Source organism: Mycobacterium sp. GA-2829 (assembly GCF_001499965.1).
Taxonomy (GTDB): Bacteria; Actinomycetota; Actinomycetes; order Mycobacteriales; family Mycobacteriaceae; genus Mycobacterium.
This window is the reverse complement of record NZ_LQIT01000067.1, coordinates 30805-46660: the sequence shown is the minus strand read 5'-3', so window position 1 is coordinate 46660 and position 15856 is coordinate 30805. Positions and strand designations below refer to the sequence as shown.

Below are 15856 nucleotides of genomic sequence, written 5' to 3'. Positions count from 1 at the left end.
GATCTGGAGACCACGTTATGGAGTTCGGAAGACCCGGCAAACGGGGTTGCCACCCCTGCCTGGCCGCTTCCCGTAGGGGGTGAAGAGCACTCCCCATTAGGGGATTAGGGGGTTGCCGGGGGCATCGGGGGAACAACGGCGAAATCGCAGTTCAGACACGAAAAAGCCCGCGCGGATCGCGATCCGCGCGGGCTTTCGGCGTGTTGTGACGGGTCAGTCGAAGATGTCGAACCCGGGGGTGTGGTCGGCGGGCTGGGCGTCGTCGACGGCCGCGCCCCAGACGTCGTCGAGTCCGGGGTCCGCCGGGGCCACCGTATCGATGGCCGAGTCCGTGAACTGCGTCGATGCCGTGTCGACGAGCGGTTCCGGTGCGGTGAGCACATCCACGGTCGAGGCGTCGACACCGACGGTGTCGATGACGGTCGGACCGGCGTCGATGACCGGTGACGCGGGTGCGAGATCGTCGAACGCGTCGAATGCGGCGGTGGCCGCACCACTGGACCACACATTGCTCGCCGGTTCGGCACCGAAGGCGTCCAGTCCAGGCGACGGAGCGGTCATCGGCATCGACTCCGCCACCACCGGGATCAGGTTGTCGACGTCCACACTGGTCACGCCGGTCAGCCCGGCGTCGGCGAGCGCGCCCGCCGGATCGGCGGCGTACCGGGTCGCGGCGTCGGGATCCCGCACCAGCGACATGACGAAGTCGAGTAGCGAGTTAGCCATCGAGCACCTTATCCCCAACTGATCCCATGACGGATGTGACGCTGTCGATGCTATCGACGCCGCATACGCCCCGGATCGGTGCTGACCCCACTGCCGGCCGCCCGTCGTTAGGGGATCGGCCGTTAGGGGGTCGGCGACACTAGGGGGATATCCCGAGGCTGCAGGGTGTCAACCGCTATCGTGACCGCATGACCGAACCCCTGGGGTTGTCGATCGGCCAGACGAATCTGGTGGCGGCCCGCGTCGGCCGCGCGCCGGTGATCCGACGGGCCATCCTCACCCTCTTCCCCGACCGGCCCGCCGAGGTCGGCGTGCCCAGCGAATGGTCGGCGAATCCCGACAGGCAGGGCCTGGTGCTGACCAGCTTCGTCGACCGGGTGGGCGACCCCGTGCCGCTGGTCGCGGCCGACGGTTCGGCGCACCGCGGTGAACTGGTGCTCGCCGAGGCGCTCGACGCGATGGCCCGCACGGTCGACGGCGGCTCACCGATCGCGATCGCCGTCCCCGCCCACTGGGGTCCGGGCACCGTCGGCGCCCTGCGCGGCGCCCTGCGGTCACGGCCGAACCTGGCGCCGCACGGTGTCCCCGCCGCACTGATCCCCGATTCGACTGCCGCGCTGGCGGCACTGCAGGCCGCCCCGGGCCTGCCCGGCCAGGGCGTGATCGTGCTGGTCGACCTCGGCGGCAGCGGCACCAGCATCTCGTTGGCCGATGCGAACGCCAACCTCGACGCCATCGGTCAGACCGTGCGGTATGCGGAGTTCTCCGGCGATGCGGTCGACCAGGCGCTGCTGAACCATGTCCTGGTCGGCATGGCCGATGCCGGGTCGGGAGACCCGGCGGGCACCGCCGCCGTCGGCTCGCTGGCCCGGCTGCGGGACCAGTGCCGGCTGGCCAAGGAACGGCTGTCCGCCGACACCGCCACCGCGGTCCCGGTCGAACTGCCGGGCGTCGCCTCCGACATCCGGGTGACCCGGCCCGAGCTCGAGCAGTTGATCGCCGCACCGCTCGACGGGCTGCTCGGCGCGATCGAAGACACGTTGCAGCGCAACCAGATCGCACCGGCCAACGTGGCCGCCGTGGCGACCGTCGGCGGTGGCGCGGCGATCCCGCTGGTCACCCAGCGGCTCTCCGAGCGGCTGCGCGCCCCGGTGGTCACCACCCCGGAACCGCAGCTCAACGTCGCCGCGGGTGCGGCGCTGGTGGCCAACCAGAGCGCCGACGCCGACGCCCCGACCGGCATGGCGGCCGCGGCCGATGCCCCCACCGGGATGGCACCCGCCGCGTGGGCCGCAGGCGCGGCCGGTCTGGCGGCCGGTGACGCCGCCGCCGACGGTGCGTCCTCGGCGACCTTCCGGGCGCTGGCGTGGTCGCAGGACGATGCGGCCGCCGGGGAACCGGTCGCCTACGCCGGTCCGGACTACGACCCGTCGGCGACCGGGGCTAGGCCACCGGTGGCATTCGCCCAGGACGACACCGGCTACGGCGCCGCGTACGAGGAACCCGCGCCGCTGCCCTGGTACAAGCGGCCGCCCGTGCTGTTCGGCGCCGCGGCCGCGGCCGCACTGCTGGCTGTCGGCGGGTTGGCGGTCACACTGACCGGCAACGAGGGCGATTCGACACCGGTGACCGAGACCGCGACCACGGTGTCGATGGAACCGTCGCCGCAGGAGTTGCCGCCGCCGGTCACCACGGTGACGGTCGGCCCCGACGGCGTGGCGACCACGACGGTGAGTCAGCCCCCACCGCCGCCTCCGCCGCCCGCACCGACGACGTCCACCACCACGACGACGACGTCGCCGACAACGACGACCACCACCACGACGACCACGACCACCACGACGCAGCCGACGACGACCACCACCCGGCCGACGACGACCCCGCCGCCGACCACCACCCAACCGCCGCCGACGACGACGCAGCCGCCCCCGACGACGGTCGATCCCCCGGATCCGCCCGAGCCGCCGACCACGGTCGTCCCGGTCCCCGACGACGGCGCCTGACCGCAGTCGATGACGGAGCTCCCGACCGCCGCGCGTGAGGCCGTCGCGGCGATCGAAGCCGATCCCGGGACGCCGACGAAGCTGGTGGTCGTGGGCGGGATCGGAACCGGTAAGTCCACGGTGCTCGCCGCGGTGCGGATGGCGCTGCGCTCGGCCGGGCGGGCGGTGCTGTCGCGGCCCCGCCGCGCCGACGACCCCGCCGATGCGGCGGTGGTGATCGACGACGCCCACCTGCTCGACACCGATGACCTCGAGCGGCTCACCGAACTCGTCGCAGATTCGGCCGCGACGGTCGTCATCGCGGCCCAACCGCTGGCCCATCACCCGCCGCTGCGCACCCTCGTCACTGCGCTGGAACGCGAAAACCCCGCTGTCACACTGGGATCCGCGTCGCCGGTGGAAGTGGGGCGGGCGGCCGCGGCCGCTCTGGGCGCCGCCCCGGCGCCCGAGCTGGTGCGGATGCTGGCGACGGTCACCGCGGGTCTGCCGTTCCTGGTGCGTCCCGCGCTGGCGGCGGTGGCCTCGGTCGCTGAAAGTGCCGCCGCGGTGCGCCAGGCCACCCGCATCGCGCTCGTCGAACAGTTGCGCCGCCTCGACGAACCGCTGCTCGACACGCTGCTGGTCGCGTCACTGAGCCCGGATCTGGGACCCGACGACGTCGCCGCGGCGCTGCGCATCCCGTCGGACGCGGCGCTTGCAGTGGTCGACCGGGCCAGGGCCAGCGGGTTGCTGGAACCGTCGTTCCACCCCGGCTTCCAGCGCACGGTGCACGACGCGATCGCGCAGATCGTCGGCGCGGCCCGTCATCACGAGATCGAGGTCGCGCTGCTGTGTTCGCAGCTCGAGATGTCCACGCTGACAGCCGATCTCGCGCTGCGCATGGCCGAACACGGGCTGCGGGACGAGAAGCTCGCCACGGCGCTGGCGGACCTGGCGACGCGGGCGGGCGCCCCGGTGCGGGCGGCGCGGCTGTACCGGGCAGCCGCCGACGCCGGCGCCACCGCGCTGAGCGCGCAACTCGCCGACGCGCTCGCCCTGACCGGGGACTGCGCGACCGCCGGGCGGATCGCCGACGAACTGCTCACCGCCGAAGACGTCGACGAACGCGCCGCCGCGGTGCGGATCTCGGCGAGTATCGCCATGCACGACGGCGCCGCCACGCAGGCCCTCGACCTGTTCCGGTGGCTGGGTCCGTCGTCGGATGCGCTGCTGAGCGCGGCAGGCACGGCGGCCGCACTGGCCGCCGGCGACGGCGCCACCGCCAGGGAGTTGTCGCGGACGCAGTCCGCCGGACCGCCGACGTCACTCGCGCGGGCCGCCCGCAGCCTCGCCGACGGCCTCGTCCTCACCCTCGATCAGCCCTACCCCGTCGCGGTCGCGCGGCTGGGCCAGTCGCTGGGCGCCGAACCCGGCGGCCACCTCGTCACCCCGGACACCCCGGCCGCGTTGGTGACGCTGGTGGCGCTGCACGGCGGCGACCCGGTGCGGGCCCGCAGCGTGATCGGCCGTGCCGTCCGGGGCGCCGCTGACGACGCCTCGGCGGATGCGATCTTCGTCACGTACCGGCACCGGTTGCTGCTCGGCTGGACGCAGATGCAGGACGGCCAACTGCAGTCCGCCGCGGCGGCCGTCCCGCGAGCCGAGGCCGACCTGCACCGGCGGGATGCACTGTGGGCGGCGGCGCTGCAAACCGCGATCGCCCGGCGCAGCGGTGACAGCGGCGCCATGCAGCTGCACTGGTACGCCGCGATGGAGGTGCTGGCCGAATACTCCGTCGACCTGTTCGCCCTGTTGCCGCTGGGTGAGTTGTGGGTGGCGGCCGCCCGGATGCGGCAGGTGGACCGGCTGCGGCACACCCTCGACGAGGCGTTCGCCCTGTTGAGTGCGCTCGGCGATCCGCCGCTGTGGTCGGTGCCGCTGCACTGGGCGGGTGTGCACGCCGGGATCCTGGCCAACGCACCCGAGGCGGTCGCCCCGCACGGGCAGGCGCTGACCGCGGCGAGCCGCGACGAGCACGCCCAGAGTGGTTTCGCGAAAGCCCTGGCCACGGCGGGCCGCACCTGGTTGCGGGTACTGGCCAACCAGGTCGACGTCGATGAGGTGACCGCCGCGGCGCGCGGGCTCGCACAGTTCGGCCACACCTGGGACGCGACGCGGCTGGCCGGGCAGGCGGCGCTGCAGACCTCCGACGGCCGGGTGTCGCAGGCGATGCTGCAACTGGCCCGCGACCTCAAACAGGCGGTCGCCGGGACCGACGCCCCGGCCAGGCCGGCCGCCTCGAGCCCGGCGGCGCCCGCACCCGCCGCGGCACCCGCCCGGCCGGCCTCGGCACAGCTCTCGGAGCGCGAGCGCGAGGTCGCCGAACTCCTGCTGCTAGGCATGCCCTACCGCGACATCGGCGCCCAGTTGTTCATCTCAGCTAAGACCGTCGAGCATCACGTGGCCCGGATCCGGCGCCGGTTGGGCGCGGAATCGCGGTCGGAGATGCTGTCGATGTTGCGGGCAATCCTCGCCCCGCCCGGCTGACCGAACGGCGGGTTAGGGCAGCCTTCGTAGCGGCCCGCATACGGGTGATGTCACTATGAGCAGGATCGAGCCTAAGTTACCCACGGGTAACTTCGTCTAAGTTACTGCCGAGTAACTTCATACCGGGAGGCCGCGCGTGGACACCCAGATCCTGATCCGACTCGTCGTCGGATTGCTGATGACCGCGATCGTGATAGCGCTCGCCGCAAAACGCGTGCTGTGGCTGACGAAGCTGATCCGGTCGGGCGCGCCCACCAGCGAGGCCAACAACCGCAAGGACAACCTCAGCAAGCGCATCACGACGCAGTTCGAAGAGGTCTTCGGACAGACCCGCCTGCTGCGGTGGTCGATCCCCGGTATCGCCCACTTCTTCACGATGTGGGGCTTCTTCATCCTGGCGTCGGTCTACCTGGAGGCCTACGGCCTGCTGTTCGACCACGACTTCCACATCCCGATCATCGGCACGTGGGATGTGCTCGGCTTCCTGCAGGACTTCTTCGCCGTCGCGGTGCTGCTGGGCATCATCACGTTCGCGATCATCCGCGTGATGCAGGAGCCGAAACAGCACGGCCGCGACTCCCGGTTCTACGGTTCCCACACCGGCGGCGCCTGGCTGATCTTGTTCATGATTTTCAACGTCATCTGGACCTACGCGCTGGTCCGCGGCGCTGCCGCCGACGTCGGCAACCTGCCCTACGGCAACGGCGCGTTCTTCAGCCAGTTCATGGGTTGGGTGCTCAGCCCGCTGGGCCACAACGTCAACGAGTGGGTCGAGACCATCGCGCTGCTCGCGCACATCGCGGTCATGCTGATCTTCCTGCTGATCGTGCTGCACTCCAAGCACCTGCACATCGGCCTGGCCCCGATCAACGTCACCTTCAAGCGGATGCCCAACGGTCTGGGCCCGCTGCTGCCGATGGAGTACAACGGCGAGCCGATCGACTTCGAGGATCCCGCCGAGGACGCCGTGCTGGGCCGCGGCAAGATCGAGGACTTCACCTGGAAGGGCTACCTCGACATGACCACCTGCACCGAGTGCGGGCGTTGTCAGTCGCAGTGCCCGGCCTGGAACACCGGTAAGCCGCTGTCGCCCAAGCTCGTGATCATGAACCTGCGCGACCACCTGTTCGCGAAGGCGCCGTACATCCTCGGCGACAAGGAGTCCCCGCTGGAGAACACCCCCGAGGGTGGTCTCGGCGAGGAAGCGCGCGGCGAGAAGAGCTCCGAGAAGCACGCGCACGACCACGTGCCGGAGTCCGGGTTCGAGCGGATCCTCGGTTCGGGCCCCGAACAGGCGACCCGCCCGCTCGTCGGGACCGAGGAGCAGGGCGGCGTCATCGACCCCGACGTGCTGTGGTCCTGCACCACCTGCGGCGCCTGCGTCGAGCAGTGCCCGGTGGACATCGAGCACATCGACCACATCGTCGACATGCGCCGCTACCAGGTGATGATGGAGTCCGAGTTCCCCGGTGAGCTCGGCGTGCTGTTCAAGAACCTGGAGACCAAGGGCAACCCCTGGGGCCAGAACGCCAAGGACCGCACCAACTGGATCGACGAGGTCGACTTCGACGTCCCGGTGTACGGCAAGGACGTCGAATCCTTCGAGGGCTTCGAGTACCTATTCTGGGTCGGCTGCGCCGGCGCCTACGAGGACCGCGCGAAGAAGACCACCAAGGCCGTCGCCGAACTGCTCGCGACCGCGGGCGTCAAGTACCTGGTGCTCGGTGAGGGTGAGACCTGCAACGGCGACTCGGCCCGACGCTCGGGTAACGAATTCCTGTTCCAGCAGCTCGCCGCGCAGAACGTCGAGACGCTCAACGATCTGTTCGAAGGCGTCGAGCGCGTCGACCGCAAGGTCGTGGTGACCTGCCCGCACTGCTTCAACACCCTGAGCCGCGAATACCCGCAGGTCGGCGGCAACTACACCGTGCTGCACCACACCCAGCTGCTCAACCGGCTGGTCCGCGACAAGAAGCTGGTCCCGGTCTCGCCCGTCGGCGGCGGCCAGGATGTCACCTACCACGACCCCTGCTACCTGGGCCGGCACAACAAGGAGTACTCCGCTCCGCGTGAGCTGATCGGTGCCGCGGGCGCGAAGCTGACCGAGATGCCCCGGCACGCCGACCGCGGTCTGTGCTGCGGCGCCGGCGGTGCGCGGATGTGGATGGAAGAGCACATCGGCAAGCGCGTGAACGTCGAGCGCACCGAAGAGGCCATGGACACCGCCTCGACCATCGCCACCGGCTGCCCGTTCTGCCGCGTGATGATCACCGACGGTGTCGACGACGTGGCCGCCACCCGTGAGGTGGAGAAGGCCGAGGTCCTCGACGTGGCCCAGCTGCTGCTCGGCTCCCTGGACAAGTCGTCGGTGACGCTGCCGGAGAAGGGCACCGCGGCCAAGGAGGCCGAGGAGCGCGCCGCCAAAGCGGCCGCGGCGGCCCCCGCGCCGGAGAAGGCACCGGAGAAGGCTCCCGCCGAGGAGCCGGAAGCGCCCGCCGCGAAGGCCTCGACCGCCACGGAAGCCAAACCCGTCACGGGTCTTGGCCTCGCCGGCGGCGCGAAGAAGCCGGGCGCGAAGAAGACCGCCGCGCCTGCCGAGGACAAGCCGGCCGCTGCCGCGGCTCCGGCCAAGGGGCTCGGCATCGCGGGTGGCGCCAAGCGTCCGGGTGCGAAGAAGACCGCCGCCGCGGCTCCGGAAGCCAAGGCCGAGACGACCGAGGCGCCCGCCGCACCCGCGGCCAAGGGGCTGGGCATCGCGGCCGGGGCCAAGCGGCCCGGCGCCAAGAAGACCGCGACCGCATCCGCTGAGGCCAAGCCGGAAGCCACCGCCGAGACCGCCGAGGCGCCGGCCAAGCCGGAGCCCGAGGTCAAGGGCCTGGGTCTCGCCGCGGGCGCCCGCCGCCCCGGCGCGAAGAAGAAGGCACCGGCCAAGGCGTCGCCGAACGAGGACGCGGGCACCGTCGTGCAGCCGCCGAACGTCGATCCGGACCAGGCCGAGGCCGGCACCGAGACCGACAACCGGCCCGCCGACACCGCCGATTCGGACCGCGGTCTCGAGACCAAGCCCGAACCCGAGGTGAAGGGTCTCGGCATCGCCGCAGGCGCCCGCCGCCCCGGCGCCAAGAAGAAGGCCTCGACGCCCAAGCCGGCCGAACCGGCTCCCGCGGCCGAACCCGCGCCCGAGCCGGAGGCCGCCGCCGAGCCGGAGCAGGCGCCCGAGCCCGCACCGTCGTCGGACAACGGCGACTCGCGGATCGTCGGCGACGAACCGCCGGTCAAGGGTCTGGGGATCGCCAAGGGCGCGCGCCGCCCCGGAAAGCGTTAGTCCGCGGCCGACACACCGTGAGGCGTCTGATCACCCTGGCTGCGATAGCGCTGCTGGGGTGGTCGGCGCCCGTCGCGAGCGCCGACCCCGTCGACGCGTGCGTCGTCGTCGACACCGACCTCGACATCGACGACCTGATGTCGATCCCGACGGTCATCGGGGCGCGGCACGTCGCGGCGATCGTCACCACCGAGGGCTACACGCTGCCCGGAATCGGCGCGTCGGCGATCAACCGGCTGGTGGCCGAACCGGGCCAGCGCACGATCCCGGTGGTCGTGGGCGCCGCCGTCAACCGTCCGGAGGGCGACATCGCCGATACGTTCGGCGACTACGTGCTGGTGTTCCGCAGGCTGATGAGCCGGCTGAACAACTTCCTGCCGGTCGAGCCGCCGCCGACACCCCCGTCCGACGACTTCGTCCGGCAGATCATCGCCGCGACGGCGGACTGCGCGCGGGTGGACGTGCTGCTCATCGGCGGGTTCACCTCCTACCAGTTCTACGGCCCCGCGATCCGCGCCAAGACCGGCCGCGTCGTGATCACCGGGCGTCCGATCGAAGGCGATCCGGAACTGGAGGCGGGCGAATCCTTCAACTGCGTCTACGACCGGCCGTCTTGCGAGAAGGTGTTCCACGAACAACTTCCGGGCCTGGACCACACGTTCGTCGACGTCCCGCGCGGCGACTGCGATACGACCCCGAACCGGGCGGGCTGTGCGGGCACCGTCTACGGCCCGACGCTGGCAATGGTGCAGGGCCTCGGCCCGACCGGCCTGCCGAACACGCTCAAGCAGATCCTGCTCAACGAGTCGGCGTCGTGGGCGATCGACACCTGGGAGCAGTCGGGGTACGGCGGGCGCACGATGTTCTGGGACCAGTCGACGGTGCTGGCCCTGCTCGAACCGGAGCACTTCCGCCCGGTCGGCGCGCACGTCGAGACCGTGCTCGGCCCACGCGAATTCGCCGACCGCTGGACCGCCGTGACCAACCTCGCGGCCACCTACGCCTGACCGCCGGATTACTAATTGATTGGACGACAGTGCCACCATGGATGACGTGACCACGCCCCAGACGCCCGCGACGTGGCATTCCGCGGGCCATCAACGGCCCCGGACCTTCACACAGTCATCGAAACTGCAGGACGTCCTCTACGAGATCCGCGGCCCGGTGCACGAGCACGCGGGGCGGCTGGAGGCCGAGGGGCACCGCATCCTCAAGCTGAACATCGGCAACCCGGCGCCGTTCGGTTTCGAGGCGCCCGACGTGATCATGCGCGACATCATCGCCGCGCTGCCGACCGCGCAGGGCTACTCCGATTCCAAGGGCATCGTCAGCGCCCGCCGGGCCGTGTTCACCCGTTACGAACTCGTCGACGGGTTCCCCCGCTTCGACATCGACGACGTCTACCTCGGCAACGGGGTCTCCGAGCTGATCCAGATGACGCTGCAGGCGCTGCTGGACAACGGCGACCAGGTGCTGATCCCCGCCCCGGACTACCCGCTGTGGACGGCGTGCACGTCGCTGGCCGGCGGCACCCCGGTGCACTACCTGTGCGACGAGACCCAAGGCTGGAACCCCGACGTCGCCGACATCGAATCCAAGATCACCGATCGCACCAAGGCGATCGTCGTGATCAACCCGAACAATCCGACCGGCGCGGTGTACAGCCGCGAGACGCTCGAGGGCATCGCGAACCTCGCGCGCAAGCACCAGCTGTTGCTGCTCGCCGACGAGATCTACGACAAGATCCTCTACGACGACGCCAAGCACGTATCGCTGGCGTCGCTGGCCCCCGACGTGCTGACGTTGACGTTCAACGGGTTGTCCAAGGCCTACCGAGTTGCCGGGTACCGGTCGGGGTGGCTGGTGATCACCGGGCCCAAGGAGCACGCGAGCAGTTTCATCGAGGGCATCAGCCTGCTTGCCAACATGCGGCTGTGCCCGAATGTGCCTGCGCAACATGCCATTCAGGTCGCGCTCGGCGGCCATCAGAGCATCGACGATCTCGTGCTGCCCGGTGGGCGGCTGCTCGAACAGCGCGACGTGGCGTGGGAGAAGCTCAACGAGATCCCCGGCGTCTCCTGTGTGAAGCCGTCCGGGGCGCTGTACGCGTTCCCGCGGCTGGACCCCGAGGTCTACGACATCCACGACGACGAGCAGCTGGTGCTCGACCTGCTGCTGCAGGAGAAGATCCTGGTGGTGCAGGGCACCGGATTCAATTGGCCCACACCGGATCACCTGCGCATCGTGACGCTGCCGTGGGCACGTGACCTGTCCGCCGCGATCGAACGGCTGGGCAACTTCCTGGTGAGCTACCGGCAGTAGGGCCTCCCCTGCGCCGAACGTGCGCTCATTGCGAGAAATCGCGCCGAGGACCGCACTGAGCGCACGTTCGGCGTTGCGAGGATCGCCCCCTACCCTGTTCAGGTGTCGCACAACCACTCGCATTCGCACTCGTTGAGCGGGCCCTCTCCGTTGGGTCCTCTCGCCGCGAAGATCGTCGTCGGGCTGCTCGTCGTGATCGCGGTCGCCGTGGCGATCGGCGCGGCGGTGTTGTGGCCGAGCGGCCAGCAAGCCGACATTCCGCTGCCCTTCCAGAACGCCGAGGGCGGCGCGGTGACCACCGAGGCCGGGCAGGTGCGTTCGACGAGCCTGGGCGGCTGCGGCAGCCCGTCGGCGGGTCAGGTGCTCACCTCCGCGCCCGCACCGGCCCCGGACGACGGCTCGCAGTGCGTGCAGGTGCTCGTCGCGATCGCGTCCGGCCCCAACTCGGGCGCGAACACGCTGCTCGAGTTCAGCGGCGGACCCGGGCAGCCTCAGCTGGCCGCCGGCGACGACATCCGGATCAGCAGGCAGGTCTCCCCCGACGGCGCCACCACCTACACGTTCTACGACTACGCGCGCGGCTGGCCGCTGGCTCTGCTGGCCGCCGCGTTCGCGATCGTCGTGGTGGCGGTGGCGCGCTGGCGGGGGCTGCGCGCACTGGTGGGGATCGTCGTCGCGTTCGCGGTGCTGGTGGTGTTCCTGCTGCCCGCCCTGCGCGACGGCGCACCGGCCGTCCCGGTCGCGTTGGTGGCGTCGGCGGCGATCCTCTACGCCGTCATCTACCTGGCGCACGGGGTCAGCCTGCGCACGAGTGCAGCGCTGCTCGGCACGCTGACCTCGCTGCTGCTGGCCGCCGTGTTGAGCTGGGGGGCAATCGAACTCGTGCACCTCACCGGGTTGTCGGAGGACCAGAACAACGAGGTCGCCGCATATCTGGGCAGTGTGTCGATCACCGGTCTGCTGTTGGCCGGGTTCATCATCGGTTCGCTCGGTGTGCTCAACGACGTGACCGTGACGCAGGCGTCGACGGTGTTCGAACTGGCCGGGCTGCAGAACAGTTCACGTCGTGCGGTGTTCGTCGGCGCGATGCGGGTGGGCCGTGACCACATCGCGAGCACGGTCTACACGCTGGTGCTGGCTTATGCGGGCAGCGCGCTGCCGTTGCTGCTGCTGTTCAGCGTCGCCAATCGCTCGCTGGGCGACGTGCTGACCAGCGAGAGCGTGGCCATCGAGATCGCGCGCTCGGCCGTCGGCGGTATCGCCCTGGCGCTGTCGGTGCCGTTGACGACGGGGATCGCCGCCGTCCTGGCCACCCCCGACGTTTCGCCAGGGGGGCCCGGGGTACCCCCGCGCCATGACCCAGCCCGCCGGTCATCATGACGTGACCCTCGAGGTCGACGGCCAACAGCGCACGCTGCGCCTCGACAACCGTGTGACCCTGCTCGACGCGCTCCGCGAACACCTCGGTGTGACGGCCCCGAAGAAGGGCTGCGACCACGGCCAGTGCGGGTCCTGCACCGTGCTGCGCGACGGTCGCCGAGTGACCACCTGCCTGACGTTCGCCGTCGCCGCCGACGGTGCGCGCATCACGACCGCCGCCGGCCTGGGCGAAGGTGACGATCTGCACCCGGTCGCCCAGGCGTTTCACGACGAGGACGGCTTCCAGTGCGGCTACTGCACACCGGGCCAGATCTGTTCGGCGGTCGGCATGCTCGACGAGGTGAAGGCCGGCGCGCCGAGCGTCGTCTCCGACGACCTCGAGGCCTCCCCCGAACTGACCGCTGACGAGATCCGGGAACGGATGAGCGGCAACCTGTGTCGTTGTGCGGCGTACCCGAACATCGTCGCCGCGATCGAACGGGCCGCCCGGTGAAGACGTTCGACTACCACCTCGCCGAGAGCCCGGCCGACGCCGTCGCCACCCTGACCGCCCACCCCGACGCCGCGTACCTCGCCGGCGGCACCAACCTCGTCGACCACATGAAGCTCGGGGTCGCCGCTCCCGACCTGCTCGTCGATGTCAGCCGGTTGCCGCTCGACGAGGTCACCACGACCGCCGACGGCGGTGTGCGCGTCGGCGCCACCGTCCGCAACAGCGACCTCGCCGCGCACCCGCTGATCCGTGCGCACTACCCCGTGCTGTCCCGGGCGCTGCTCTCGGCGGCGTCGGGTCAGCTGCGCAACGCGGCCACCACCGCGGGAAACCTGTTGCAGCGCACACGATGTGTGTACTTCCAGGACGTGACCACCCCGTGCAACAAACGCACCCCGGGCAGCGGCTGCTCGGCGATCGGCGGCTATGTGCGCTACCACGCGATCCTGGGCGCGTCACCGCACTGCATCGCCGTGCACCCGTCGGACATGGCGGTGGCGATGAGCGCGCTGGACGGCGTGGTGGTCGCTGAGGGCGCCGACGGGGAACGACGGATCCCGATCGACGAGTTCTACCGACTGCCGGGCGACGAACCGCACCGCGACACGGTGCTGAACCACGGTGAACTGATCACCGCGGTCGAGCTACCCTCCCCGCGCCCGGATGCCGTGTCGGACTACCGCAAGGTCCGCGACCGGGCGTCGTTCGCGTTCGCGCTGGTGTCGGTCGCCGCGGAGATCAGTGTGGACGAAAGCGGCCAGATCGGCTCGGCGCGAATCGCTTTGGGCGGTGTGGCGCACAAACCGTGGCGGGCTCGGCGCGCCGAGGAGGTGCTCACCGGCGCTCCGGCCACTGAGGAGACGTTCGCCGCGGCCGCCGATGCCGAGCTATCGGCCGCCGACCCGCAGCCGGGTAACGAGTTCAAGGTCGCGTTGGCCCGCCGCACGCTCATCGCCGAACTCCGCACGCTGACCGAACGGGGACGCCGATGACCCTCCTCGAACCGCAGGCGATCGGCGCGCCGCTGGCCCGCCTCGACGGCCGCGCCAAGGTCACCGGGACCGCGCCATACGCCTTCGAGCATCAGGTGGACAACCCGGCGTACGTGCACGCGATCCAATCCATCGTCGCGCGTGGGCAGGTCGCGGCCATGGACGTCGCCGCGGCCCGCGAGGTCGAGGGCGTGCTCGACGTGCTGACCGTCTTCGACGCGCCCACACTCGCCGACACCTCCGACGGCGAGCTGGCGATTCTGCAGGACGACAGGGTGCACTTCCGCGGGCAGATCATCGGCGGTGTCGTCGCCGAGACCGCCGAGATCGCCCGTCACGCAGCCGCTTTGGTGCAGGTGATGTACACCGAAGAGCCACACGACGTGGAGTTGCGGGCCGACCATCCGGACCTGTACACACCCGAGTCCGTCAACCCGTCGTATCCTCCCGACACCGACGAGGGCGACGTGGACGCCGCGCTGGCCGTGGCGGAGGTGACCGTCGACCAGACCTATACGACGCCCATCGAGCACAACAACCCGATGGAACCGCATGCCGCGATCGCGACGTGGACGCCCGATGGTGTCACCATGTACGACTCGACGCAGGGCGTGCACGCGGTGCGCAAGGCGTTGGCACCGATTCTCGGGCTCGAGGTCGACCAACTGCGGGTCATCGCACCGCATGTCGGCGGCGGGTTCGGGTCCAAGGGCGCGCCGCACGCCCACGACGTGCTGGTGCTGCTGGCGGCCAAGCGCAGCGGCGGCCGTCCGGTGAAACTGGCGCTGACCCGCCAGCAGATGTTCTCGCTGGTGGGCTACCGCACGCCGACCATTCAGCGCATCCGGCTCGGCGCGTCCCGCGACGGCATCCTGACCGCCCTGTCGCATGAAGTGGTCGAACAGACCTCGACCGCCAAGGAATTCGCCGAGCAGACCGCGGTGACGTCGCGCAAGATGTACGCCGCGCCGAACCGGCGCACCGCACACAGACTCGCCGCCCTCGATGTGCCGGTGCCGTTCTGGTTCCGCGCGCCGGGTGAGTGCCCCGGCACCTACGCCGCCGAGGTCGCGATGGACGAGTTGGCGGAGGCGTGCGGCATCGATCCGATCGAGTTGCGCGTCCGCAACGACCCCGAGGTCGACCCGGAGACCGGTAACCCGTGGTCGGGTCGGCACCTCGTGGAGTGTCTACGGCTGGGGGCCGAGAGGTTCGGTTGGTCGGAGCGTAATCCTGTTTCGGCGCAGCGGGTGTCGGGTGACTGGTACGTCGGGCTCGGGGTGGCGTCGGCGACCTATCCGGCGATGCAGATGCCGGGGAACACGGCGCGGATCACCTATGTCGCCGAGGGACGGTATCTCGTGCAGATCGGTGCCGCCGACATCGGCACCGGGACGTGGACGACGTTGACGCAGATCGCCGCGGACGCGTTGGGCTGTGACGTCGCGGCGGTCGAGTTGCAGATCGGGGACAGTTCGCTACCGGATGCGTCGGTGGCGGGCGGATCATCGGGCATCAACTCGTGGGGGCGGGCAATCGTGGCGGCGGCGCGGCAATTCCGGCAGGACCATGGCGATCCGCCTGCGGTGGGTGCGACGACGGTGGCCGAGGCGCCGGAGAATCCGGAGTCGGAGACGATCACGATGCAGTCGTTCGGCGCGCATTTCGTGGAGGCGCGGGTCAACCGCGACACCGGTGAGATCCGGGTGCCGCGGATGCTCGGGGTGTTCTCGATCGGCCGAGCGATCAATGCGCGGACGCTGCGCTCGCAGTTGATCGGCGGGATGACCATGGGCCTGTCGATGGCGCTGCACGAGGAGAGCGTGCGGGATCCGCGGTTCGGGCACGTCGTGACGCAGAACCTGGCCGAGTATCACATCAGCGCGCACGCCGACGTGGCCGACATCGATGCGATCTGGCTGGACGAGGCCGATGAGCACGCGAATCCGATGGGATCGCGCGGCGCCGGGGAGATCGGGATCGTGGGGTCGGCGGCGGCGGTGGTCAACGCGGTCTACAACGCGACGGGTGTGCGGGTGCGGGATCTGCCGGTGACGTTGGACAAGGTGTTGCCGGGGCTGCCGTGACC

The 15856-nt window shown here is 70.6% G+C and carries 10 protein-coding genes; 9 read left to right on the top strand and 1 reads right to left on the bottom strand.

Annotation, left to right across the window (positions count from 1 at the left end; genetic code table 11):
* Window positions 1-213: 213 nt before the first annotated feature.
* Complete coding sequence (locus tag AU194_RS27780; RefSeq protein WP_059092465.1) at window positions 214-726, bottom strand: IniB N-terminal domain-containing protein; 513 nt, start codon at window positions 724-726, stop codon at window positions 214-216.
* 188 nt (window positions 727-914) lie between these two features.
* Here AU194_RS27780 and AU194_RS27775 point away from each other — a divergent pair, with 188 nt between their 5' ends.
* The 9 genes from AU194_RS27775 to AU194_RS27735 all read left to right on the top strand — a co-directional run bounded on the left by AU194_RS27775 (window position 915) and on the right by AU194_RS27735 (window position 15854).
* Complete coding sequence (locus AU194_RS27775; protein ID WP_059092482.1) at window positions 915-2729, top strand: Hsp70 family protein; 1815 nt, start codon at window positions 915-917, stop codon at window positions 2727-2729.
* Window positions 2730-2738: 9 nt separating this feature from the next.
* Entirely contained in the window at window positions 2739-5255 is a 2517-nt protein-coding gene (iniR, locus tag AU194_RS27770; RefSeq protein WP_059092467.1) for an isoniazid response ATPase/transcriptional regulator IniR, read from the top strand.
* 136 nt (window positions 5256-5391) lie between these two features.
* Window positions 5392-8580: a (Fe-S)-binding protein gene (locus AU194_RS27765; RefSeq protein ID WP_059092468.1), complete on the top strand. Its 3189-nt coding sequence runs from the start codon at window positions 5392-5394 to the stop codon at window positions 8578-8580.
* A 17-nt stretch (window positions 8581-8597) separates the two neighbouring features.
* On the top strand, window positions 8598-9587 hold the full coding sequence (locus AU194_RS27760; RefSeq protein WP_059092469.1) for a nucleoside hydrolase: 990 nt from the start codon (window positions 8598-8600) through the stop codon (window positions 9585-9587).
* Window positions 9588-9624: 37 nt separating this feature from the next.
* Window positions 9625-10902, top strand: a complete 1278-nt coding sequence (locus AU194_RS27755) for a pyridoxal phosphate-dependent aminotransferase (protein WP_059092470.1) — start codon at window positions 9625-9627, stop codon at window positions 10900-10902.
* Window positions 10903-11004: 102 nt separating this feature from the next.
* Window positions 11005-12282, top strand: a complete 1278-nt coding sequence (locus tag AU194_RS27750; RefSeq protein ID WP_059092471.1) for a YibE/F family protein — start codon at window positions 11005-11007, stop codon at window positions 12280-12282.
* Window positions 12257-12775 (top strand): 2Fe-2S iron-sulfur cluster-binding protein, encoded by a 519-nt coding sequence (locus AU194_RS27745; RefSeq protein ID WP_059092472.1) that lies wholly within the window; start codon window positions 12257-12259, stop codon window positions 12773-12775. Before AU194_RS27750 ends, AU194_RS27745 begins: the two co-directional genes overlap by 26 nt.
* Complete coding sequence (locus AU194_RS27740) at window positions 12772-13767, top strand: xanthine dehydrogenase family protein subunit M (RefSeq protein WP_059092473.1); 996 nt, start codon at window positions 12772-12774, stop codon at window positions 13765-13767. Before AU194_RS27745 ends, AU194_RS27740 begins: the two co-directional genes overlap by 4 nt.
* Window positions 13764-15854: a xanthine dehydrogenase family protein molybdopterin-binding subunit gene (locus AU194_RS27735; protein ID WP_059092474.1), complete on the top strand. Its 2091-nt coding sequence runs from the start codon at window positions 13764-13766 to the stop codon at window positions 15852-15854. Before AU194_RS27740 ends, AU194_RS27735 begins: the two co-directional genes overlap by 4 nt.
* Window positions 15855-15856 lie beyond the last annotated feature (2 nt).

Excerpts from the sequence above, each read along its gene's own strand:
- AU194_RS27780 (WP_059092465.1), bottom strand. The coding sequence starts at position 726 with ATGGCTAACTCGCTACTCGACTTCGTCATGTCGCTGGTGCGGGATCCC.
- AU194_RS27775 (WP_059092482.1), top strand. The coding sequence starts at position 915 with ATGACCGAACCCCTGGGGTTGTCGATCGGCCAGACGAATCTGGTGGCG.
- iniR (WP_059092467.1), top strand. The coding sequence starts at position 2,739 with ATGACGGAGCTCCCGACCGCCGCGCGTGAGGCCGTCGCGGCGATCGAA.
- AU194_RS27755 (WP_059092470.1), top strand. The coding sequence starts at position 9,625 with ATGGATGACGTGACCACGCCCCAGACGCCCGCGACGTGGCATTCCGCG.
- AU194_RS27745 (WP_059092472.1), top strand. The coding sequence starts at position 12,257 with ATGACCCAGCCCGCCGGTCATCATGACGTGACCCTCGAGGTCGACGGC.
- AU194_RS27735 (WP_059092474.1), top strand. The coding sequence starts at position 13,764 with ATGACCCTCCTCGAACCGCAGGCGATCGGCGCGCCGCTGGCCCGCCTC.